This window comes from Enterococcus canintestini, from assembly GCF_001885735.1.
Lineage (GTDB): Bacteria > Bacillota > Bacilli > Lactobacillales > Enterococcaceae > Enterococcus_C > Enterococcus_C canintestini.
The window spans coordinates 55,880-77,239 of the sequence record NZ_JXKG01000001.1; the positions used below are offsets into that span (position 1 = coordinate 55,880).

At 36.4% G+C, this 21,360-nt stretch carries 19 protein-coding genes and 2 other annotated features; of the genes, 13 read left to right on the top strand and 6 right to left on the bottom strand.

What is annotated here, in order from left to right; all coding sequences use genetic code 11:
- The first annotated feature begins 20 nt into the window (after window positions 1-20).
- Window positions 21-524 (top strand): hypothetical protein, encoded by a 504-nt coding sequence (locus RU96_RS00280; RefSeq protein ID WP_071863553.1) that lies wholly within the window; start codon window positions 21-23, stop codon window positions 522-524.
- A gap of 14 nt (window positions 525-538) precedes the next feature.
- Complete coding sequence (celB, locus tag RU96_RS00285; RefSeq protein ID WP_071863554.1) at window positions 539-1,879, top strand: PTS cellobiose transporter subunit IIC; 1,341 nt, start codon at window positions 539-541, stop codon at window positions 1,877-1,879.
- 110 nt (window positions 1,880-1,989) lie between these two features.
- Here celB and RU96_RS00290 read toward each other — a convergent pair whose 3' ends face one another.
- A complete protein-coding gene (locus tag RU96_RS00290) occupies window positions 1,990-3,099 on the bottom strand; it encodes an ABC transporter ATP-binding protein (protein ID WP_071863555.1) in 1,110 nt (369 codons plus the stop codon).
- A gap of 275 nt (window positions 3,100-3,374) precedes the next feature.
- Window positions 3,375-3,623: a binding site (T-box leader), on the top strand.
- 38 nt (window positions 3,624-3,661) lie between these two features.
- Window positions 3,662-3,898 (top strand) — a binding site (T-box leader).
- A gap of 132 nt (window positions 3,899-4,030) precedes the next feature.
- On the opposite strand from RU96_RS00290, the gene RU96_RS00295 reads away from it, so the two are divergent.
- The 4 genes from RU96_RS00295 to RU96_RS00310 all read left to right on the top strand — a co-directional run bounded on the left by RU96_RS00295 (window position 4,031) and on the right by RU96_RS00310 (window position 7,947).
- Window positions 4,031-5,101, top strand: coding sequence for a methionine ABC transporter ATP-binding protein (locus tag RU96_RS00295; RefSeq protein ID WP_071863556.1), 1,071 nt, complete (start codon window positions 4,031-4,033; stop codon window positions 5,099-5,101).
- Between the two features lies 1 nt (window position 5,102).
- Window positions 5,103-5,783: a methionine ABC transporter permease gene (locus tag RU96_RS00300; RefSeq protein ID WP_071863557.1), complete on the top strand. Its 681-nt coding sequence runs from the start codon at window positions 5,103-5,105 to the stop codon at window positions 5,781-5,783.
- A gap of 27 nt (window positions 5,784-5,810) precedes the next feature.
- Window positions 5,811-6,656 (top strand): MetQ/NlpA family ABC transporter substrate-binding protein, encoded by an 846-nt coding sequence (locus RU96_RS00305; protein WP_071863558.1) that lies wholly within the window; start codon window positions 5,811-5,813, stop codon window positions 6,654-6,656.
- 79 nt (window positions 6,657-6,735) lie between these two features.
- A complete protein-coding gene (locus RU96_RS00310) occupies window positions 6,736-7,947 on the top strand; it encodes a M20 family metallopeptidase (RefSeq protein WP_071863559.1) in 1,212 nt (403 codons plus the stop codon).
- A gap of 221 nt (window positions 7,948-8,168) precedes the next feature.
- Here RU96_RS00310 and RU96_RS00315 read toward each other — a convergent pair whose 3' ends face one another.
- A complete protein-coding gene (locus tag RU96_RS00315; protein ID WP_071863560.1) occupies window positions 8,169-9,041 on the bottom strand; it encodes a helix-turn-helix domain-containing protein in 873 nt (290 codons plus the stop codon).
- A 66-nt stretch (window positions 9,042-9,107) separates the two neighbouring features.
- The gene (locus tag RU96_RS00320; RefSeq protein WP_245813049.1) at window positions 9,108-9,809 is read right to left on the bottom strand and encodes an MgtC/SapB family protein; all 702 of its coding nucleotides are present in this window, start codon (window positions 9,807-9,809) and stop codon (window positions 9,108-9,110) included.
- A gap of 396 nt (window positions 9,810-10,205) precedes the next feature.
- Here RU96_RS00320 and ptcA point away from each other — a divergent pair, with 396 nt between their 5' ends.
- From ptcA to RU96_RS00355, 7 genes are all read left to right on the top strand, one after another.
- Window positions 10,206-11,240, top strand: coding sequence for a putrescine carbamoyltransferase (gene ptcA, locus RU96_RS00325; RefSeq protein WP_071863562.1), 1,035 nt, complete (start codon window positions 10,206-10,208; stop codon window positions 11,238-11,240).
- Between the two features lie 104 nt (window positions 11,241-11,344).
- A complete protein-coding gene (locus tag RU96_RS00330) occupies window positions 11,345-12,733 on the top strand; it encodes an APC family permease (protein WP_071863563.1) in 1,389 nt (462 codons plus the stop codon).
- Entirely contained in the window at window positions 12,720-13,820 is a 1,101-nt protein-coding gene (gene aguA, locus RU96_RS00335) for an agmatine deiminase (RefSeq protein ID WP_071863564.1), read from the top strand. Before RU96_RS00330 ends, aguA (RU96_RS00335) begins: the two co-directional genes overlap by 14 nt.
- 2 nt (window positions 13,821-13,822) lie before the next feature.
- Window positions 13,823-14,809, top strand: a complete 987-nt coding sequence (gene arcC / locus RU96_RS00340; RefSeq protein WP_071863565.1) for a carbamate kinase — start codon at window positions 13,823-13,825, stop codon at window positions 14,807-14,809.
- 151 nt (window positions 14,810-14,960) lie between these two features.
- Window positions 14,961-16,058, top strand: coding sequence for an agmatine deiminase (aguA, locus tag RU96_RS00345; protein WP_071863566.1), 1,098 nt, complete (start codon window positions 14,961-14,963; stop codon window positions 16,056-16,058).
- Between the two features lie 8 nt (window positions 16,059-16,066).
- On the top strand, window positions 16,067-16,864 hold the full coding sequence (locus tag RU96_RS00350) for a MurR/RpiR family transcriptional regulator (protein ID WP_071863567.1): 798 nt from the start codon (window positions 16,067-16,069) through the stop codon (window positions 16,862-16,864).
- A gap of 150 nt (window positions 16,865-17,014) precedes the next feature.
- A complete protein-coding gene (locus RU96_RS00355) occupies window positions 17,015-17,986 on the top strand; it encodes a pyridoxal-phosphate dependent enzyme (protein WP_071863568.1) in 972 nt (323 codons plus the stop codon).
- A 76-nt stretch (window positions 17,987-18,062) separates the two neighbouring features.
- Here the strand turns inward: RU96_RS00355 and RU96_RS00360 are convergent, their stop codons facing one another.
- From RU96_RS00360 to RU96_RS00370, 3 genes are read right to left on the bottom strand one after another with little or no spacing between them, the layout of a single operon-like run.
- On the bottom strand, window positions 18,063-18,869 hold the full coding sequence (locus RU96_RS00360) for a TPM domain-containing protein (RefSeq protein ID WP_071863569.1): 807 nt from the start codon (window positions 18,867-18,869) through the stop codon (window positions 18,063-18,065).
- The gene (locus RU96_RS00365; protein WP_071863570.1) at window positions 18,866-20,029 is read right to left on the bottom strand and encodes a TFIIB-type zinc ribbon-containing protein; all 1,164 of its coding nucleotides are present in this window, start codon (window positions 20,027-20,029) and stop codon (window positions 18,866-18,868) included. Before RU96_RS00365 ends, RU96_RS00360 begins: the two co-directional genes overlap by 4 nt.
- Before the next feature lie 45 nt (window positions 20,030-20,074).
- Window positions 20,075-21,328, bottom strand: a complete 1,254-nt coding sequence (locus tag RU96_RS00370; protein WP_071863571.1) for an SPFH domain-containing protein — start codon at window positions 21,326-21,328, stop codon at window positions 20,075-20,077.
- Window positions 21,329-21,360: the final 32 nt, after the last annotated feature.

Genomic DNA, 21,360 nt, shown 5'->3' on the forward strand with positions numbered 1-21,360 from the left:
AAAATAAAGGAGGAATTATTATGAAAGATACCGATAAAAAAGCGCTTGATTTAGATCGAAAAAAATTGAGTTTAAAAAATATGCATTTTAATCGTTATCTTTTGGTTCGGTATCTTAGTGCAGTTTTTTTCTTTTCTAATTTATATTGGCTGATAGCATTACTATTAGTAGGTTCAAAGCTGTTTTTTGTTCCGGCTATCTTAATAATGAGTATTTTGCCAGCGGTTTTTGAACAAGCAAAATTATATAATACGCCGAATAATAGTGTGCCCAAAACAGAGATGTATTATTGGTTACAGTTAATAGTAAATTTAGGTTTGTTATTATCTGCATTTACACCACTATTTTCATGGGTATTTCCTTTTATGAATCCAGGAGTATCTGGTAGAGCTTTTATTGTCATGTTTTTATTAGTTGGGAGTTTACTTTGTTTGGTTATTGAACGCCGGTTACATGATATTAGCAATAATCGGGATAAACATTATCATCGCATTAAGCAATATGAAAAATCTTTATATTTATGAAAGGGGAGTAAGATATGTTTAACTTTTTACAAAAATATTTAATGGGGCCGATGGGAAAACTGGCTCAAATGAAAATTGTGCGGGCAGTTATGGCAGCTGGGATGGCGTCCATTCCTTTCACTATTGTTGGTTCCATGTTTTTAGTATTAAATGTATTACCTGTAGCTTTTTCAGGATTGGAAAATTTCTTTGAAGCAACCTTTTTTAAAGTAAGTGATCTTTATATGGTTGCCAATACGATGACGATGGGAATTTTAGCTATTTATTTTGCTATTGTTTTTGCTTATGAATTAACTGCCATCGAACGGGATGAAAAAGGAATTAATGTTAATCCATTAACAGGAGCATTGTTAGCAGTTTTTGCTTTTTTCATGTGTATTCCTGAAATCGCTTTAACAGATGGCAAAATGACATTAATTAATTCAATTACGGATACTGAAAAAGTTGTTAACGGAATTCGGATGGGATCTTTTGCTGATCGTTTGGGTACTTCTGGGATTTTTACTGGGATTATTATGTCCGTTATTGCTGTAGAATTGTATTGTCTATGCGTTAAACGTAATCTTGTTATTAAAATGCCGGATGTTGTACCACCAGGTGTGTCACGTTCTTTTACTGCATTAATTCCAACTTTTGTGATTGCGTTTGTGGTAATGATTATTAATGGTATTTTAATTGCATTGGGAACAGATATTTTTAAAGTAATTTATATTCCATTTAGTTTTGTAACCAATTTAACCAATACCTGGTTGGGAATTATGGTGATCTACTTCTTAATTCATGCGTTATGGATTGTTGGGATACATGGTGCTAATATCATCACTTCTTTTTTAACACCAATTGTTCTAGCAAATATGGCAGCCAATGCTGCTGGTGCCAATTATCCACTAGCTGGTGAGTTTAATAACTCTTATGTTACAGTTGGGGGTTCTGGGGCAACGTTAGGTTTGATTATTTTTATTGCTTTTATGGCAAAATCTGACCAATTAAAAGTTTTAGGTAAGGCTTCTCTTGTACCAGGTATTTTCAATATTAATGAACCCATTATTTTTGGGATGCCGATTGTTTATAATCCCTTCTTAGCATTACCGTTCTTTTTAGCGCCAATGGCATCAGCGTCTCTTGCTTATTTTGCAATTAAATTTGAATTTGTAAAACCGATGTTAGCGCAAATGCCATGGCCATCTCCTGTTGGTATTGGGGCCTTTATTGGTTCTGGTGGTGACTGGAAAGCTGCAGTTTTAGCAATCTTATGTGCAATCTTAGCATTTGTTATCTGGTTTCCGTTTATCAAATTCTATGACAATAAATTATTGAAAGAAGAACAAGAAAAAGCCAAAGAGCTTGCTGCTTAAAAGAAACCGTCACGTTTTGACGTGACGGTTTTTTGTATAGTCAAGTAAACAAAAAACGCTCGCGCTTGCGAACGTTTTTTGCCTTTATGGGAAATAAGAAATGAACAAAATTAAGGTAATTTGATAACATTTTCGCTATCTTTGTCAAAGAAGTGGGCTTTATTAATATTAAAAGCTAATTCAATGAATTCACCTGGTTTGTGGAAGTCACGGGCATCAACTTTTGAAACGAATTCTGTTTCGCCAGTTTTAGTGTATAGCATTGATTCAGCCCCAAGTAATTCTGAAACGACTACTTCAGCGTTAACTGTTGCTTCTGGTGAAGCTTCAATAGCTACTTGTTCAGAGTGAATATCTTCAGGGCGAATACCAAAGATAACTTCTTTACCTTCGTAGCCTTTTTCTACTAAAATTTTGTTTTTACCTTCTGGAATGCGTAATTTTAAGCCATAGCCATCTGTAATTACACCGTTATTCAATGTAACGTTGAAGAAGTTCATTGCTGGAGAGCCGATGAAACCTGCTACAAAGACATTTACTGGTGTGTCATATACTTCTTGTGGCGTACCAATTTGTTGAATGAAACCATCTTTCATGATAACAATTCGGTCAGCCATGGTCATCGCTTCAGTTTGGTCATGGGTTACATAAATCGTTGTTGTATTTAAACGTTGGTGCAATTTAGCAATTTCTGCCCGCATTGCTACCCGCAATTTAGCATCTAAGTTTGACAAAGGTTCATCCATTAAGAAGACTTTTGCATCTCGCACAATAGCACGACCTAAGGCAACACGCTGACGTTGCCCACCAGATAAAGCGGCTGGCTTACGATCTAAGTATTCGGTTAAGCCTAAAATTTCAGCTGCATTTTCTACCCGAGTTTTGATATCTTCTTTGTTATATTTACGTAATTTCAAACCAAATGCCATGTTATCAAATACTGTCATATGCGGATATAGTGCGTAGTTTTGGAATACCATTGCGATATCGCGGTCTTTTGGTGCCACATCATTCATTACTTTGTCACCAATCGAAAGTTCGCCTTCTGTAATATCTTCAAGACCGGCAATCATTCGTAAAGTTGTTGATTTACCACAGCCTGAAGGACCAACAAAAACGATAAATTCACGATCGGCAATATTTAAATTAAAATCAGTAACGGAATAGTTTTCCGCATTGTCATATTTTTTGTAAACGTGGTTTAATGCCATTTGTACCATAATTTCTACCTCTTTTTCTTTTTTTGTTTTACTATATTCATAGTATAAATGTAAACGTTTTTAATCGTTAGGACAGTGTGCACAAAATGAAGTGGTTTTTTTGTGCACTTTTTTGAAAGGGGTTGCAAATTGTTGGCTGAAAATTTATTTTATGTTTTATAAAAGCTATAATGGCGCCATTCATTTGTATTTATCTACCAATCATCAGAAATAAATTTTATTTTGCAGTTGACAAAAAATAGTAGCTAGCGTAAACTTCATTTCAACAAATAAATAAAATTTCGTTGATGAGGAAAGTAAGTTTGGCGTACATTTTAGAGAGACACTGGCTGGTGAAAAGTGTTATGGACAAAAGACTGAAAATGGCCTTGGAGAATAAGTTTGTCGATAAGTAGGCAACTTCGGAGGTTTCACCGTTAAAAGAAACACCAATCTTTATGATACGATTCACGATTCATAAACGTTGGGTAGAGGAAAGCATTTGCTTTCAAACTAAGGTGGTAACACGATCATTCGTCCTTTTATAGAGTTAATCTATAAGAGGACTTTTTTTATTTTTATATTCATTACTGTGATTAGGTAAGTAAACAATGAAATTTTTTAAAGAGAGCTTCGGTAGCTGAAAAGAAGTAAAAAGGAAGTTGTTGAAAATGGCCTATGAGTAATCTAGCTTCGAGCAAAAAGTGAGAAGCTAGCAGGTGTGCCTGTTATAGCACTAGAGTATGCTAGTACTTGAAGAGGAATTTAGTGTGAGCTAAATTCAAAATGAGGTGGTAACACGCAAAAAAGCGTCCTCAAGCAAAGAATATTTCTTTGTTTGAGGATGCTTTTTTTTTACTAAATGTTTTAAGAAAGGATAAATAAGATGGGACAAAAACGAATGTGACGCTTTTAAAAAGACGAAATAATAAGGAGTTTTAGGAGGAGAAACATGATTGATTTAAAGGATATTTCGGTAACTTTTACTAAAGAAAAAGACAAAGAAATTCACGCTGTTAAAGATGTAAACTTGCATATTCAAACTGGGGATGTATATGGCATTGTAGGTTACTCTGGTGCAGGTAAGAGTACATTGGTGCGGGTTATTAATTTATTGCAACGCCCAACGACTGGGACGGTAACGATTGACGGCACTGAATTAACGTCTTTAAAAGATAAAGCGTTGCGCGAAAAACGCAAAGAAATTGGGATGATTTTCCAACATTTTAATTTAATGAACAGTCGGACGATTTTTGAAAACGTGGCATTTTCGCTTAAATACTCAGGAAAATCCAAACAGGAGCGTCAACAAAAAGTCGCAGAACTATTAAATCTTGTTGGTATTGCAGATAAAGCCAATAGTTATCCTTCCCAATTATCAGGGGGACAAAAGCAACGGGTAGCTATTGCGCGAGCATTAGCCAATGACCCCAGTATTTTATTATGTGATGAAGCGACAAGTGCACTAGATCCAAAAACAACGTTACAGATTTTATCATTATTAAAAGATTTAAATAAGAAGTTGGGATTGACGATTATTTTAATTACTCATGAAATGCAGGTGGTTAAAGAAATCTGTAATAAAGTTGCGGTAATGCAAGCAGGAAAAATTATCGAAAAAGGGAGTAGTATCCAAGTTTTTAGTCAACCCAAACAAGTTTTAACCCGTGATTTTATTCGGACTGCTACGCATATCGATCAAGCGTTAGAGACGATTTTGAGTAGTAAAAAGTTTAGTCTTTTAGCAGATAATGAATGGCTAGTGGAGTTGGCTTATGTGGGAGATCAAACGAATGAACCATTGATTGCCCAATTGTATAGCCGCTACCAAGTAACTACCAATATTTTGTACGGCAATGTTGAAATCATTCAAGATGTGCCATTGGGAAGTTTGGTTGTGACACTTGCGGGTGAAGAAAATCAGCGACACCAAGCCTTAAAATATTTGCAAAAACTCGGTGTCTATACCAATGTTTTAAAGTATCACCAAGAAAGTGCCAAAGTTGTTATGGGAGGTTTTTAAGATGCAATCATTATTAGAAAAGTATTTTCCCAATGTTTTAGCTATACCTGATGAATTTATTGAAGCAACCAAACAGACACTCTACATGTCATTTTGGACTGCATTAGTTGGTGGGGTATTTGGCATCATATTAGGTGTCATTTTAGTAGTCAGCCGCCCAGAAGGTATTTTACCAAATCATTTATTATATAGCATTTTAGATAAATTGATTAATATCATCCGCTCCATTCCTTTTATCATTATGCTTTCGCTTTTAGCCATAGTAACCCGTTTTGTGGTCGGAACAACTATTGGTGAAAAAGCAGCATTAGTTCCTTTAGTTGTAGGAGTTGTTCCATTTTTTGCGCGTCAAATTGAAAATGCACTATTAGAAGTTGATCAAGGGGTAATTGAGGCAGCAGAATCAATGGGAACGAGTCCTTTAGGCATTATTTTTCGTGTGTATTTACTAGAAGGATTACCAGGCATTGTCCGTGTTTCAGCTTTAACGATAATTAATGTGATTGGATTAACGACGATGGCGGGAGCAGTTGGTGCAGGGGGGCTGGGTAATTTAGCAATTTCTCGAGGCTATAATCGCTTCCAAACCGATGTGACGATTGTGGCAACCTTATTAATTTTAATTTTAGTTTTTATCAGTCAATTTATTAGTAATCAAGTGATTAAAAAAATTAGTCATTAATATAAGTAAAATGTGGAGGAATTTGGAATGAAAAAATTAGTGAAATTTGGTGTCGTTGCGCTTGCGTTATTATTTGTTGGTACAGGTTGTTCAAAAGGTGATGCTAAGGCAAAAAGTGAAACACAAAAAGAAACAACAGTGAAACTGGGCGTAATTGGGTCTGATACAGATGTTTGGGATAATGTAAAAGATCGTCTTAAAAAAGAAGGAATTAATTTAGAATATGTCAAATTCACAGACTATAATCAGCCCAATGCTGCATTAGCAGACAAATCAATTGATTTAAATTCTTTTCAGCATCAATTTTTCTTAGATAACTACAATAAAGAACATAAAACGGACTTGGTTTCAATTGGGAATACCGTCAATGCGCCTTTAGGAATTTATTCTGACAAATTAAAAAACGTAAACAAATTAAAAGATGGCGCGAAAGTTGCCATTCCAAATGATGTCACAAATGGTGGACGTGCTTTACTATTACTTCAAACAGCGGGTTTAATCAAAGTCGATCCAGCTAAAAAACAAACACCAACTGTTTCTGATATCACTGAAAATAAAAAGGAATTGAAAATTACTGAATTAGATGCTGCTCAAACTGCCCGCGCTTTATCTGATGTGGATATTTCTGTCATTAATAGTGGTGTGGCAGTGGATGCAGGCTTTACTCCGACAAAAGATGCCATTTTTTTAGAACCGGTGGATGACAATGCCCGCCCTTATGTCAATATAATCGTGGCACGAAAAGAAGATGCAAATAACAAAGTTTATCAAAAAATTGTAGATGCATATCAAACAAAAGCAACTGAAAAAGTGATTGAAGAAACTTCAAAAGGATCCAGTATTCCTGCTTGGGAAACCTTTGGTCGTAAATAAAAATAGAATTCGCAATAAAAATCATCATTTCAAATAAAAAAGAATGTAGCAACCGATAAAAAAAAGAGGAGTGAAGAATATGTCTACAACTATAACTACAAGACAGCAACACATCGAAGAATTTATTAAAGCTAGTTTGCCAACTTATCAAGAAATTGCTTTAGATATTCATAATCATCCTGAAGTTAGTAATTATGAGTTTTATTCATCTGATGCGTTAGTGAAACAATTGGAAAAAGAAGGTTTTACGGTCAAAAAAGATGTGGCTGGTCATAGAACCGGTTTTGACGCCCGTTTTACTTCGGGTAAACCAGGTCCTGTCATCGCCTTTTTAGCAGAATTTGATGCACTACCTGGAATTGGTCATGCATGTGGACATAATCTTTTTGGAACTTATTCTGTTTTAGCAGCTAGTGCTTTAAAAGACGTAATCGCTGATTTTGGTGGTGAAATTCGGGTATATGGAACTCCTGGTGAAGAAGGTGGCGAAAATGGTTCTGCTAAGGGAAGTTTTGTTCGTGAAGGATTTTTTGCAGATGTTGACGCTGCGTTATGTGTTCATCCGGCTTATCGTTATGGCAAAACGACAGCTTCTTTAGCCAATGATCCAGTTGATATTAAATTTTATGGCCGTGCCTCTCACGCAGCTGGTGCACCAGAAAAAGGGATTAGTGCTTTAGAAGCTTTATTACAAGTCTTTAACGGAATTAACAGTTTGCGCCTATTTTTGCCAAAAGATGTGAATATTCATGGCATTATTACTGACGGTGGTGTGGCAGCTAATGTCATTCCCGAATATGCCGCGGGTCGTTTTTATCTGCGGGCAAAAAATCGCAGTACGTTAAACGAGGTTTATCAGAAAGTGGAAAATATCGTCAAGGCCGCATCTCTAGCAACTGGGGCAACTTATGAATTTGGGCTTTTTCAAAATGCTGTTGACGATGTGATTGTCACACCGAGTTTTGATGATCTTTTCTTTCAACATTTGATAGCGTTAAAAATTCCTTCAAATGAGATTGAAACGAACATAAAAACGAGCTTAGGTTCTTCTGACGTAGGGAATGTTAGTCAAGTTGTTCCCACCATTCAACCAACTGTGTCTATTTCAGATACTTATATTGCCGGTCACTCAGAAGAATTTAAAGCAGCGGCAAAAAGCGATAAAGGTTTAGCATCAATTGCTATTGCCGCAGAATTACTAGCTAAAACAGCTTTGGATTTATTTACGCAACCAGCTTTATTGGCTCAAATTAAAGCTGATCACAAAAGGAGTTTAGAAAAAGGAAATTAAAAATTTTGATCTAAAAAACATGCTAAAAATAAAGAAGGTGTGATAGAAGTTGCTTTTGTCACAACGTTTATTCGGAAAAGAGGAGAGGTAACAAGACTTTTGTTACCTCTCCTCTATTTTGCTTTTTGAATGATAGCAAGGTGTGACAAAAATCTTATAATACCTTACTTTTTGCCAAATTTATTTTTATTCTTTCAAATAACTAACTTGCTACAATCTTTTTATTTTGTTTCAGAAAAACAAGTAATCAATAGATGACAAAACATTAAATCGTCCATTTTCTTCAAATCAAGTCCCGTTGCTTCTTGAAATTTGTCAATCCGGTAACTAATAGTATTACGATGCAAAAATAATGTCTTCGCTGCAGAACTAACATTGCCTTGGGCTTGCCATAACGCTTCTAAAATTGCGGTCATTTCAGAGTCATTAAACCATAATTCAAATAAATTTTTAAAAAGCGGAATGTTTTGCATTGGTTCAAACATAAAATAGTCAACCGCTGAATTGGCTAATGTAAAATTTTGTTGACTATTATTGCGATGCGCTTGTTGCAAAAATATTTGTCTTTCGGTTTGAAAATCTTGGGAAATGTTACCGTCAGTTTTATGAAATTCGCCAATAAAAACCTGACTATAAGAGTCGAAATCACTATCAAGGGCTTGGAAAATACTAAATAGTTCACTTGTTGAAAAATTACCGATTTCCTTGTTTTCCACTAAAATAAAATTATCTTGACTAAGCCAAAATGCATCAGCAACAGCTTGAATGATTTCTGTCACAGCCTGTTGCCAAGTTGTTTTTTCAAAATCTTTGCCACCTTTTAATTTCACTTGTAAAATACGCACTTGATTAGTATTTGGTGTACTGTCGCCTTTAAACAAGATACGATACCAGCGATGAGTTGCGGCAGTTTTGGGTTCCTTTATGGGATTTGACAGTAGTTGTAAGAGGCTACGTTCATTTTTGGTTAGGCTACTTGTAAGTAAGAGTGCAAAGCCGTCTTCTAGCCGAATAGAATAAAACTTAGGATCATCCACCGGTGTATTACTAAAACGCGCATTGGGATAGATTTGTTGAATTTTTTCAAATGTCATCGAAAGCTCCTTTAAGATTCATTGTTTTTACATAAAGTAAAAAACTTCTATCACAGATTAATTAGCTTATTTTGCTAAGGCCCGTACAGCGATAATATTTTTATTTTGTGCTAGGCCATCAATAATTTCTGCTGAAGTATCAGCACTAATAAAAGCAATTGCATATTTTTTACGAAAAATTTTTACCTCATCTTGTGTATCAACGGAATAGTCGGTGGTAATTGCCTTTATCTTGCGACTTTTAAAAAATTCATTAATGAAGGGTTCTGCCTCTTCAGGGTTGATATATTTAATTTGAAAGTTTTTATTTGTTGGCACATGAACAATTTTCTTTAGTAAAACTAAAACGGCAATTACGGCAATAAAACTTAACAATGCAATCGCATAATAGCCCATGCCGATTGCTAAACCCAATCCGGCTGTGGCCCATAAAGAAGCAGCAGTAGTTAACCCACGAATAGAGTGATGGGTCACAACGATTGTTCCAGCGCCAAGAAAACCAATACCACTAACAACTTGAGCGATAAGACGAGCTTGGTCGGCTCGAATGACAGTAGCGATTTGCGGGTTGCTTTTGGCAAAGATCACAGCTTGAGCGGCAATTTCTTGTTGCATCATGGCGATAATGCAAGCACCAATTCCGACGAGAATATGGGTACGCATGCCAGCGGGGCGATTTTTTTGTTCGCGATCAAACCCGATAATACCACTTGTTAAAATCACTAGACCTAAACGACACAAAATCTCAAAAATACCAACACGAAACATTTTTTTCATCTCCTTTAACACTAAATTTTTGCTCAAAATCCCCGTAGCTATTTAGTACATTTAGAGCAAATTTATTTATTTAAGAAATCAGAGTTTGTATAAATGTTACTAATTCTACTATAATCTTCTGCTAAAAATTCCGCAAATTAAAGTCAATTTATCACGAAAATACGATAAGTTAGCTGTAATAAAATATTTAGCCAAAAGGACTTTAAATCATTTTTAAGGGTTAGTGTAACATGTTACGGGAAATGTAACATGTTTTCTTTATCACAAGCTCCTTTCTAAAGGCTTGAAACCCCTTTCTAAAATAAGTGCCTCACGGTATGCTGAAGATGTCAAAAGCATTACTCGAGTAAAGACAAACATATCAATCACTTAAAGGAGCGTTATACCATGCAAAAAAGAGATTTTATCGACACAAATGATTTTACTAAAGAAGAAATTGAATATTTAATCGCGTTAGCTTTAAAAATTAAAGATAGTATCAAACACGGACATTATCCATTATTACTTAAAAATAAAACATTAGGAATGATTTTTGAACAATCTTCTACCCGTACCCGCGTTTCTTTTGAAACAGCAATGACTCAATTAGGTGGCCATGCACAATATCTAGCACCAGGTCAAATTCAATTAGGAGGCCATGAAAGTTTGGGAGATACAGCTCGCGTATTATCTCGCTTAGTTGATATTTTGATGGCGCGCGTAGAACGTCATGAATCGGTTGTAGCGCTAGCAAAAGATGCTACGATTCCAGTCATTAATGGTATGAGTGATTATAATCACCCAACGCAAGAATTAGGGGACATTATCACGATGACTGAACATTTGCCGGCAGGGAAAAAATTATCTGATTGTAAAATTGTTTTTGTCGGTGACGCGACACAAGTTTGTGTTTCAACAATGTTTATGGCAACCAAAATGGGAATGGATTTTGTTCAATTTGGTCCAAAAGGTTTCCAAATTAAAGAAGAAACATTGGCGATCGGTAAAGCAAACGCAGAAAAATCTGGTGGCAGTATCTTAATTACAGAAGATGCCGATGAAGCGTTGCGAGATGCAGACTTTGTCTATACCGACGTGTGGTATGGCTTATATGAAGCTGAATTATCAGAAGAAGAACGAATGAATGTCTTTTATCCAAAATATCAAGTCAATGATGAACTAATGGCAAAAGCAGCACCTCATGCTAAATTTATGCATTGTTTACCAGCAACACGGGGAGAAGAAGTCACAGATGAAGTATTAGACGGCAAACAATCTGTCGTTTTAGATGAAGCAGAAAATCGCTTAACTGCTATGCGGGCTTTACTGGTTTACTTCTTAAATCCTTATTTAGATTATGCCGATGAAGCATTAGCGGCTAAGTTTGATGGCGAATTACAATATATGTTGCAACCAAAACGTCAATTAGAACGCAAAGACTAAAAAAATTCGCAATTTTGAAAAGTTCCTGCAAACTTGACCTGATTTTTTAATCGGGTTGAGTTTGCGCAACTTTTCAGTTCGGGCTCATTGAAAGGAGCACAATTATGAAGGAAAAGAAGAAGTTTCGTCTTTTTGATGCGGTCTTAATGGCCGTCGTTGTTATTTTGGTAGTAGAGTCGGCAGCACCAGCTGCGGCAATTGGATCTTCGCAATTCTTCTGGTGGGGATTATTATTAATTTTATTTTTCCTCCCTTATGGTTTAATCTCAGCAGAACTTGGGACAACTTATGATGACGAAGGTGGTATTTATGATTGGGTAAAAAAAGCTTATGGCCGTCGTTGGGGAGCACGTGTTGCTTGGTTTTATTGGATTAACTTTCCGATTTGGATGGCAAGTCTTGCGGTTTTATTCCAAGAAGTGTTAACACAAATTTTTCAAATTCACTTAAGTACTCCCGTTTTAGTGTTGATTCAACTTATTTTTATCTGGTTTGTCACGATTGTTAGTTGTTATCCGGTTAGTGATAGTAAATGGATTTTAAATATTGCTGCTTTTGCAAAAGTTGCAATTATGGTTTGTTTGGGTATTTTAGGTATTTACCATGCAGTCACTAAAGGAATGGCAAATGATTTCTCCGGTGCAGCATTATTACCGAAGTTTGATATTCAAAACTTAAGCTTTTTATCGGTCATTTTGTTTAACTTCTTAGGATTTGAAGTCGTTACTACCCTAGCAAGTGATATGGATAATCCCAAAAAGCAAATTCCACAAGCTATTATCTATGGTGGTATTTTAATCGCCTTCTTTTATCTTTTTGCCGCTTTTGGTATGGGGGCTGCGGTACCTGCAGACCAACTATCTGCTTCAGGTGGTTTAATTGATAGTTTCATTTTATTAGTAGGCGGTTTAAATCCTTTCGTAGTGATTATTGGCATCTTATTCATGTATACTTTGGCAGCGAATCTAATCTCTTGGGCGCTGGGTGTAAACTATGTTGCTTTATACGCAGCTAAAAATCAAGACATGCCGGCTATTTTTGCTAAAGAAAATCCTAAAAACGATATGCCCGTTGGCGCTTCTATTGTAAATGGTATTATCGCTTCTATCTTAGTTGTAGCAGCACCGTTTATTCCAAATGAAAATATCTTTTGGGCGTTCTTTTCATTAAATGTTGTCGCCTTATTGCTTTCTTACATTATGATGTTTCCAGCTTTTTTGAAACTACGCAAAATCGATCCAGATGCAGTACGACCGTTTAAAGTACCCGGACCAAACTGGTTATTGAAAGTTATGACATTTGTACCGATGATTTTATTAGTTATTACTTTAATTTTCTCAGTTGTACCCCTTGATACAAGTAGTGCAGAAATGAATGCCAAAATACCTGTTTTAATTGGTACACTACTCGCTTTTGTGATAGGTGAAATTGTGATTCGCTTCTCAGCAAGAGAAAAACATGGAAAAGGAGTTATTACAGATGAAAACAATTGATAGTTCACCACGTCAAGATGGGTTTAAAATGCCAGGAGAGTTTGCACCACATGAGGGCGTATATATGTTGTGGCCACAACGTCCAGATAATTGGCGCGATGGAGGTAAGCCTGCCCAACAAGCTTTTGTGGAAGTTGCGAAGGCAATCTCTGCTTTTGAACCAGTTACAATGGGGGTGAATCCCGATCAATACAACAATGCCCGTCATATGTTACCAGAAAATATTCGGGTAGTTGAAATTGCCAGTGATGATTCATGGGTTAGAGATTGTGGCCCAACCTTTGTGACGAATGGCAAAGGAGAAACTAGAGGCGTTGATTGGACATTTAATGCTTGGGGTGGTTTGGTTGATGGCTTATATTTCCCTTGGGATAAAGACGATCAAGTAGCGCAAAAAATTTGTGAAAATGAATGGAAAGATCGCTATCGATTAAACGATTTTGTTTTAGAAGGTGGCTCAATTCATGTTGATGGCGAAGGAACGTTAATTACAACCGAAGAGTGCTTATTATCAGAAGGACGAAATCCACAGTTATCAAAAGAACAGATTGAAAATATTTTAAAAGAATACTTAAATATTGAAAAAGTAATATGGTTAAAACGTGGTATTTATTTAGATGAGACAAACGGTCATGTGGATAATATTGCTAATTTTGTTGCCCCAGGCGAAGTAGCATTAGCTTGGACAGATGATAAAAATGATCCGCAATATGAAATTTCAAAAGAGTGTTTAGATATTTTGGAAAGTGAGACAGATGCTAAAGGCCGAAAAATTAATGTGACTAAATTATATGTACCAAAACCAATCTTAATTAATGAAGAAGAAAGCGGTGGTGTTGATGCAGTCGATGGTACTTTACCACGCCAAGTAGGCGACCGTTTGGCTGCTAGTTACGTTAATTACTACACTGCAAATGGTGGGGTTATATATCCTTTATTTGATGATCCAATGGATGAAAAAGCAAAAGAAACATTACAAAAATTATATCCAGATCGTAAAATCGTAGGCGTGTATGCGCGGGAAATTTTGCTAGGGGGCGGTAATATTCACTGTATCACCCAACAAATTCCGAAAGGAGAGGCATGAAGATGACTAAGACAGTTGTGGTGGCTTTAGGTGGTAATGCTATTTTAACCGATGATCCAACAGCTGCAGGACAACAAAAAGCACTGGCAAAAACAGCAACTGCTTTAGTCAGTCTGATTGAAGCGGGTTATAAAGTCATAATTTCTCATGGAAATGGTCCTCAAGTGGGAAATCTCTTACTACAACAAAAAGCCGCTGCTTCTCCAGAAAATCCAGAAATGCCTTTAGATACTAGTGTCGCCATGACACAAGGAAGTATTGGATATTGGTTGACGCAAGCATTAGATAACGAGTTAAAAAAGCGCAAGATAAAAAAACCAGTTGCAACTTTATTAACACAAGTGATTGTTGCGGCTGACGATCCAGGTTTTAAAAATCCTACTAAACCTGTGGGACCTTTTTTAACAGCAGAAAAAGCAAAAATGGAAATGGTAGCAAATAAGGTTACTTATAAAGAAGATGCTGGTCGTGGTTGGCGCAAAGTGGTGGCTTCCCCAAAACCGATTGATATTGTTGAATCTGAAACGATTAAAGCGCTAGTAGCAACTGATACTTTAGTTATTGCAGGTGGTGGTGGCGGGATTCCTGTCATTACTACAAACGAAGGCTTAACAGGTGTAGAAGCGGTAATTGATAAAGATTTTGCATCAGAAAAAATTGCTGAAATTGTTGATGCGGACGAATTGATTATTTTAACTGGGGTTTCAAACGTCGCTGTTCATTTCAATACACCAGAGCAAAAAAATCTTACAACAGTAGATATTGAAACGTTAGAAAGATACAAAGAACAGGGGGAATTTGCCCCTGGAAGTATGTTACCAAAAGTAGAAGCAGCCTTGGCGTTTGTTAAAGCCCGTCCTAATGCGCGAGCAGTCATTACTTCTTTAGCTAATTTAGATGCTCTACTAAAAGAAGATGCCGGTACCATTCTTTATGGTGGCAAAAGTTTGGAACAAAAAAGTCATTTGAAAGATTTTATAGCAAATTAAAAATGGGAAAGTCGAGCCGAATGGTTCGGCTTTTTCTGACAAAAAATAACAAAAGATTTAGAGCTGTGGTATAGTTAAATAGAAGAAAAAATCTGAGCTAATAAAACTAAAAACTATAAAGGTTAAGAGATAAAATAAGGAGGAAGCTTTGATGTTAGTAGAAACTTCACCAAGGCGAGATGGATTTCAAATAATTCCCGAGTGGCTACCTCATAAAGAATGTTACTTGATTTGGCCAGAGCGTACGGATAACTGGCGACTTGGTGGTAAACCTGCTCAAAAAGTTTATCAACAAGTAGCAGAAGCGATTAGTCGATTCGAAAATGTGACAGTTCTGGTTTCAAAACAACAATTTTTGAATGCGCGTCATCAGCTGAGTAATAAAATTCGGGTGGTGGAGATGAGTAACGATGATGCCTGGTTAAAAGATACAGGTCCTATTTTAGTCATGAATAAGTTAGGAAAATTACGCGGTGTGGATTTTCGTTTTAATGCTTGGGGTGGGTTATTAGATGGTTTGTTTTTCCCTTGGGATCAAGATGATTTACTGGCTCGTAAGCTTTGTGATTTGGAACGAATCGATTATTATCAATTAAAAGATTTTGTTTTAGAAGGGTGTTCCATTCATACTGATGGCGAGGGAACTCTTTTTGCTACAGAAGAATGTTTATTATCAGAAGGACGTAATCCCCAATTAAAAAAAGCGGCAATAGAAGAAATCTTAAAAGAATACTGTGGAATTGAAAAAGTTATTTGGTTTCCTAGAGGCTTTTTCTTAGATGAAACTAATGGCGATATTGATAATTTGTTAAATGTTATTGCACCAGGGGAAATTGTTTTAACTTGGTGTGAAGATCCTAATGATCCGATGTATGAGATTACCCGAGAGGCTGAAGCTGTTTTACTAAGCCAAAAAGATGCCAAAGGTAGAAAATTTAAAATTCATAAATTGGAATTGCCGAAATCTTTGTATATTACTAATGAAGAAGCAGCCGGGGTAGATCCAGTTAATGGCATGTTGCCACGGTTAGCTGGAGATCGCTTAACTGCAACTTACGTTAGTTATTATACGGCTAATAATGGAATCGTCTTTCCCCTGTTTGATGATCCTAATGATGAAAAGGCAGAAAAATTATTAAAAGAACTTTATCCAGGCTATGAAGTGATTGGGATAAAAGCCCGGGAAATTTTACTTGGAGGCGGCAATATTCACTGTATTGCACAAGGAATACCACAACATGAAAGGTGAGAGAAACGATGGATTTTTTTGAAATCGTCAACAGTCATATTGCAGAATTGACTAAGAATGAACAAGTGTTGTTTGATTACGTCATTACGAATCTAGATAACATCAAAAATAAAAGTATTCGTGAAGTTGCTGATGATTGTTTCGTTTCGACCACTACCTTTTTGCGCTTTGTTCGTAAACTGGGATTTTCAGGTTTCAGTGAGTTTACAACAGTAATTAAGTACACTCTTTTAAACAAAAAAACAATTCCCCAGTCTAGCCCGTTTGTTGTAAGTCAAAAAGATTATCGTGAAGAATATTTGAAAAATTTGGTTGAATCGGTTCGGGTGATGGATACGGATAAAGTAACGCAAATTGTGACCCAACTACAAAAAAAGCCTAAGATTTTCCTTTTTGCTAAAGGGCTCAGTAAAGAAATCATGCGCTATGTAAAATATTTGTATAACACGGCTGGTTTTTTTGTTATTTTTCCTGAAGACCATCAAACCCGTGCAATTGCCCAGCAGCAAGCTGAAAAAAATGATATTGTGTTTATTTTCAGTTACAAAGGGGAAGATTTAGAATTAATTGAAGCAGTGCGGAAGTTAAAAAGTCAAAACCACCCGCTAATTGTTTCCATTACAGGGGCAGATAATAACCTTTTGCAAAATTCAAGTGACTTAAACCTTTACTTGTTTACTGATGAGATTAGTTTAAATCATTTGGATATTACTTCTCATATTTCGATGATTGCATTAATGGAGTTGATTTTATATCAATTTATTGAAACAAGTGGCAGTGAGAATTATCATTTAGTTTTTCGTTGATTATTTCACTACATACAGTAAAACAATAGCAAGAGTAGCCGATAAATATCTGGTAACTCTTGTTATTTTTTTGTTTTGTAAAAGGTTATTGCTATTTGTTTTAATTCGTGTTTCAATGTATTTGTAAACGCTAACAAGAAGGTGAAAAAAATGATTTCAGAAACGCAAAACCAAGCGCTTTATAGTATTTTAAAAGCTTATGAACGGATCAATTCTTTAATGATTCATACTCCCTTGGCTCCAAGTAATATTTTGGGCCAAGAAAAAAACGGCGAAATTTATTTGAAATTAGAAAATTTACAACGCACAGGCTCGTTTAAAGCCCGGGGAGCATATAATAAATTAGCAACGTTAACTCCTGAAGAAAAACAGCGTGGTGTAATTGCTTGTTCTGCTGGTAATCATGCGCAAGGAGTAGCTCTTGCAGCTTCTCTTTTAAATATTAATGCGCGGATTTTTATGCCAAAAGGGGCGCCTAAGACAAAAATTTCTGCAACAGAAAGTTATGGTGCTAAAGTAGAATTAGTTGGTGATACATTTGATGAAACAAAAACTGCTACATTAGCGGAAGTTAAAAGAAGTGGTGAAGTTTTTGTATCACCTTTTGATGATTGTGCAGTTATGGCCGGTCAAGGAACGATTGGAATTGAGCTGTTGCAAGATTTGCCAGAAGTTGACAATGTCATTGTTCCAATTGGAGGCGGGGGGCTAATTGCGGGTATTGCCTTAGCACTTAAAACTTACCGGCCCGAAGTGAAAATTATCGGTGTACAATCTTATCATGTACACGGAATGATTTCGTCTATTTGGCAACAAAAACTCATTGCTAACCGAAGTTTTAAAACTTTGGCTGATGGCTGTGATGTGGCTTTAGCGGGGGAATTGACTTATGAAATTTTAAAAGAGCGCATTGATGAAACTGTGCTAGTTGAAGAAGAAGAAATCGAAGAAGCGATTCATTATCTAGCTTTAAAAGAAAAAGTGATTGCTGAAGGTGCAGGAGCTTTGAGTACTGCGGCTATTTTAAGTGGTCATATCGATCATCTGCTGAAAGGAAAGAAAACAATTGCCATTGTTTCAGGTGGCAATATTGATTTTTCTGTTTTTAAAGAAATAATTTAAAAAACTAACGCTCGATTTTTCACCGCTAGGAAGTGAATAATCAAGCGCTAGTTTTTTTATAATTGGTAACAAGGCACTAAAAGCCACGCCCGCCGCCACCAAAAGTACCACCACCACTAGAATTAGTAGTGCTACCGCCGCTTCCGCCACCACCGCTAGTATTATTACGAGGAATACGTCTGGTGGTAACAAAAGAATTAATCAAACGATTTTCATTTTCAGTTAGTTCAAGTTGTGTATTTGCTCTAAAGGGATATTTATATGTCCCTAATTTTAATTGATAACGGGATTTGACAATGACAAAAAAGGCAATGCTAGCTACTAAAGCTAGTGCAAAAGCAATGAAACCTTCTAATAAGGTGATTGTTTTATAATAGCTAATTTTGCCCGTCTCTTCGTCAATACGATAATGACCACCAGGAACGCCAGCATTGACATATTCTGTCATTTTATTTAAAAAAGTAGTACTAGCAGCGTAATAATTACCACTACTCATATCACTACTGACAGTGTCAAAAAATTCCTCGCGACGTGAGTCAGTCAAATAATCAATCATATTACCAGAAGTTGCCACGTACATTTCTCGTTGGTTCAAATCAATTAAAAAGACGGCACCATTTTGATTATTGCCCACTTTGTCTCGCAAATACTCATTTGCAAAACTGCGGGGCTCCTCTTCATTGGTATCGGTAGTGACAAGATAAATTCCGCCCTTTATTTTTTGCCCTAATTTTTCTGCTTCTTGATTTAGTTGATTGGTTTGTTCAGGGCTAAAAAGCTGTGCTTCATCGTTAATATAATCCGTTGCCCCGTAGACTGGTAAAGGTAGCAATAAAAAAAGAAAAGTGGCAAGTAAGGTCAGGCTACTGCATATTTTTCTCATAGGAAATAACCTCCTAATAAAAATAGTAGAAATAGACCTAAAAAAATACCTGCAGAGACTAGTCCTAATTTTTTATAGCTAATGGGTAAAACACCACTGACTCTTCCGGTTTGACCATTCATCGCATAATAAAAAACTTTTTTATCTTGATTAAAACTGCGATAGGTAACGAGCCAGACAGGTAATAGTAAATAAGAAGATTTTGTTTCAGTCAGCGTGAGATCTTGTTGTGTTTTCGTAAAGGTGGTAAAGCTACCCACGGTCTCTCGTAGTTTCTTTTCACCGTAATCACTTAATTCTGCGGCAACTTCATCTTTTAAATCGGCGTATTCAATATCGCGTTTTTCGGCTTGAAAACCAGCTAAATATTGATTTTTAAAAGGAACGGCTTTTTCTAAGGGAAAAGGTTGAACGCTTGCAACCATTTTTTGCGGTGTATTTTTGGTCAACGCGTTTTTGACAAGCTCTTTAAAAGTCAGCTTTCCCTTACGGCTAATGGCATATTGCTTAGTTTCGGTATATTCAATATCCCCTACAATCCAAACGCGAATAGATGTTGCGTTTCCCATTAGACTGCCTGATCCTTTTGCATCAACTTGCCAGTAAGGAAAATAGACACCCGTTAATTTTTCAACTTGATTTTCATCAAAGAAGTCTTTTGGGACAAAGAATTTTTTTTGCGCCCAATTTAAAAAATCTGCTGTCGCTTTTTCTTTGCCAATTGCAAAAGGCAATACTTTGTCGGGTAAAAATTTACCTGAAAGACGCCCTTGTAAGACGACCGGATTATGGCAGTAATAACAATAAGTGGCAGCGGTCGTGGCATCCGTTACAATTTCTGCGCCACAGTTGGGACAAAGGTAAAGTTCCATTTTTTCTACAGTGGCTTCTGTAGCGTTATCTGTAGCAGCTACTTTACTGTCTACGGTATCAGTCGTTGCATTTTTTTCTGTTGTTACTCCACCAGTAACGGGCGTATCGGTATTTACTTCAGGTGGAATTTCAGGTTGTTCCAGCGTGCTTTTTTGTTTTGCTTCAAAAGCGCTTAATTCATCCACGGTAAAAATACTGCCACAATAAGGACAATGAAACTTCTGATCGTCAGGATTAAAAGTTAGTGGACCATTGCAGTTGGGACATTTATGGGTTAATGCGTCCATGGCGTCACTCCTTATTTCTTTATTGGAAAATTTTTATTTTAATCGTTAATCCAGTGGTACGCCTTTGAATGGTTTACCACATTCCGGACAGAATTTTGGAATGCCGTTTGAAAGATCAATAATACTACCACATTCACTGCATTTCATTTTTAAATCGACTTTACCTGAGGGAGCTGGTTTTGGTGTACCACAGTTGCTACAGAATTTACCTGTATTTTCAGTACCGCATTGCGGACAAGTCCAAGTTTCACTAGCAGCGGTTGTATCTTGGTTAGTTTGTTGATTACTTGCTTGCTGATTATTTATTTGTTGTTGATTGTTTTGGCTAGCTTGATTTAAATAATTACCACCAGTATTCATCCCCATTCCCATACCAAAAAAGCCAGTCGCAGCACCAGCATCGTTTTTACCGGCTGCTTCCATCCCTCTGGCAACAGAACCTTGGACGTAACCTTCGCGAATATTAGGATCTCCCAGCATAGCCCCTTCATTACGCATATTGATTAGTTTAGTCGAATCATCGGTATATGAAATACTTGCTACGGCTACGGCCACAATTTCCATGCCCCGTAAAGTATTCCAATCTTTGTCTAAAACTTCGGCCATATATTTGCTTAATTCCATACTTTTTGAGGGAACATAAGAAATACGGACCCCATCGGCAGACATTTGATTGATGGTTGCTTGTAGGGCAGTTAAGAACTCATTTAAATATTGTTCATTGATATCGTCAATTTCCACTTGATCTTTATTTTTTGGAATAGCATTTGTATAAAATAAAATCGGATCAGTAATTTTAATGGAATACGTTCCATGGGCTCTTAAAAATAATTCCGCGTTATAAAAATTATCAAAGTAATTTAAAGGTGCGGGAGTGCCAAATTTAATGCCTTTAATTTCTTGTAAATTAATATAAAAGACTTGTTGTTTTTGTGGTGTTGTGCCGCCAAATTTAAACCGGCTGAATGTTTCTTTTACCGCATCTTTTAATGAACCGTTAAAAAGAGAAGGGGCTGCGTCATTTTTGACAGTGTAGTACCCCTCTTCAGCGGTGTAATCGATAATTTTACCACCATCCACTAAAAGCATCATCATATTAGGGTAAACGTGAATGACAGAACCATCTGTAATGACATCACTTGTAGCTTTTTTATTAGCGTTACGTTTGGCATCTTTTCTAACTTGAACCCCTTTGGTTAAAACAGTATTGTCACCCATATCCGCCGGTTCAATCACCTCTAGCCATTGATCGGCTAAACCACCAGTAACGGCTCCTGTTGCAGCTTTAATAATTCCCATGTAAAATCCTCCTTTTTTTATCACGATAGCAC

Bases quoted from the DNA above. Each gene is read 5' to 3' on its own strand.
- RU96_RS00280 (WP_071863553.1), top strand. From the start codon at position 21: ATGAAAGATACCGATAAAAAAGCGCTTGATTTAGATCGAAAAAAATTG.
- celB (WP_071863554.1), top strand. From the start codon at position 539: ATGTTTAACTTTTTACAAAAATATTTAATGGGGCCGATGGGAAAACTG.
- RU96_RS00290 (WP_071863555.1), bottom strand. From the start codon at position 3,099: ATGGTACAAATGGCATTAAACCACGTTTACAAAAAATATGACAATGCG.
- RU96_RS00295 (WP_071863556.1), top strand. From the start codon at position 4,031: ATGATTGATTTAAAGGATATTTCGGTAACTTTTACTAAAGAAAAAGAC.
- RU96_RS00300 (WP_071863557.1), top strand. From the start codon at position 5,103: ATGCAATCATTATTAGAAAAGTATTTTCCCAATGTTTTAGCTATACCT.
- RU96_RS00305 (WP_071863558.1), top strand. From the start codon at position 5,811: ATGAAAAAATTAGTGAAATTTGGTGTCGTTGCGCTTGCGTTATTATTT.
- RU96_RS00310 (WP_071863559.1), top strand. From the start codon at position 6,736: ATGTCTACAACTATAACTACAAGACAGCAACACATCGAAGAATTTATT.
- RU96_RS00315 (WP_071863560.1), bottom strand. From the start codon at position 9,041: ATGACATTTGAAAAAATTCAACAAATCTATCCCAATGCGCGTTTTAGT.
- RU96_RS00320 (WP_245813049.1), bottom strand. From the start codon at position 9,809: ATGTTTCGTGTTGGTATTTTTGAGATTTTGTGTCGTTTAGGTCTAGTG.
- ptcA (WP_071863562.1), top strand. From the start codon at position 10,206: ATGCAAAAAAGAGATTTTATCGACACAAATGATTTTACTAAAGAAGAA.
- RU96_RS00330 (WP_071863563.1), top strand. From the start codon at position 11,345: ATGAAGGAAAAGAAGAAGTTTCGTCTTTTTGATGCGGTCTTAATGGCC.
- aguA (WP_071863564.1), top strand. From the start codon at position 12,720: ATGAAAACAATTGATAGTTCACCACGTCAAGATGGGTTTAAAATGCCA.
- arcC (WP_071863565.1), top strand. From the start codon at position 13,823: ATGACTAAGACAGTTGTGGTGGCTTTAGGTGGTAATGCTATTTTAACC.
- aguA (WP_071863566.1), top strand. From the start codon at position 14,961: ATGTTAGTAGAAACTTCACCAAGGCGAGATGGATTTCAAATAATTCCC.
- RU96_RS00350 (WP_071863567.1), top strand. From the start codon at position 16,067: ATGGATTTTTTTGAAATCGTCAACAGTCATATTGCAGAATTGACTAAG.
- RU96_RS00355 (WP_071863568.1), top strand. From the start codon at position 17,015: ATGATTTCAGAAACGCAAAACCAAGCGCTTTATAGTATTTTAAAAGCT.
- RU96_RS00360 (WP_071863569.1), bottom strand. From the start codon at position 18,869: ATGAGAAAAATATGCAGTAGCCTGACCTTACTTGCCACTTTTCTTTTT.
- RU96_RS00365 (WP_071863570.1), bottom strand. From the start codon at position 20,029: ATGGACGCATTAACCCATAAATGTCCCAACTGCAATGGTCCACTAACT.
- RU96_RS00370 (WP_071863571.1), bottom strand. From the start codon at position 21,328: ATGGGAATTATTAAAGCTGCAACAGGAGCCGTTACTGGTGGTTTAGCC.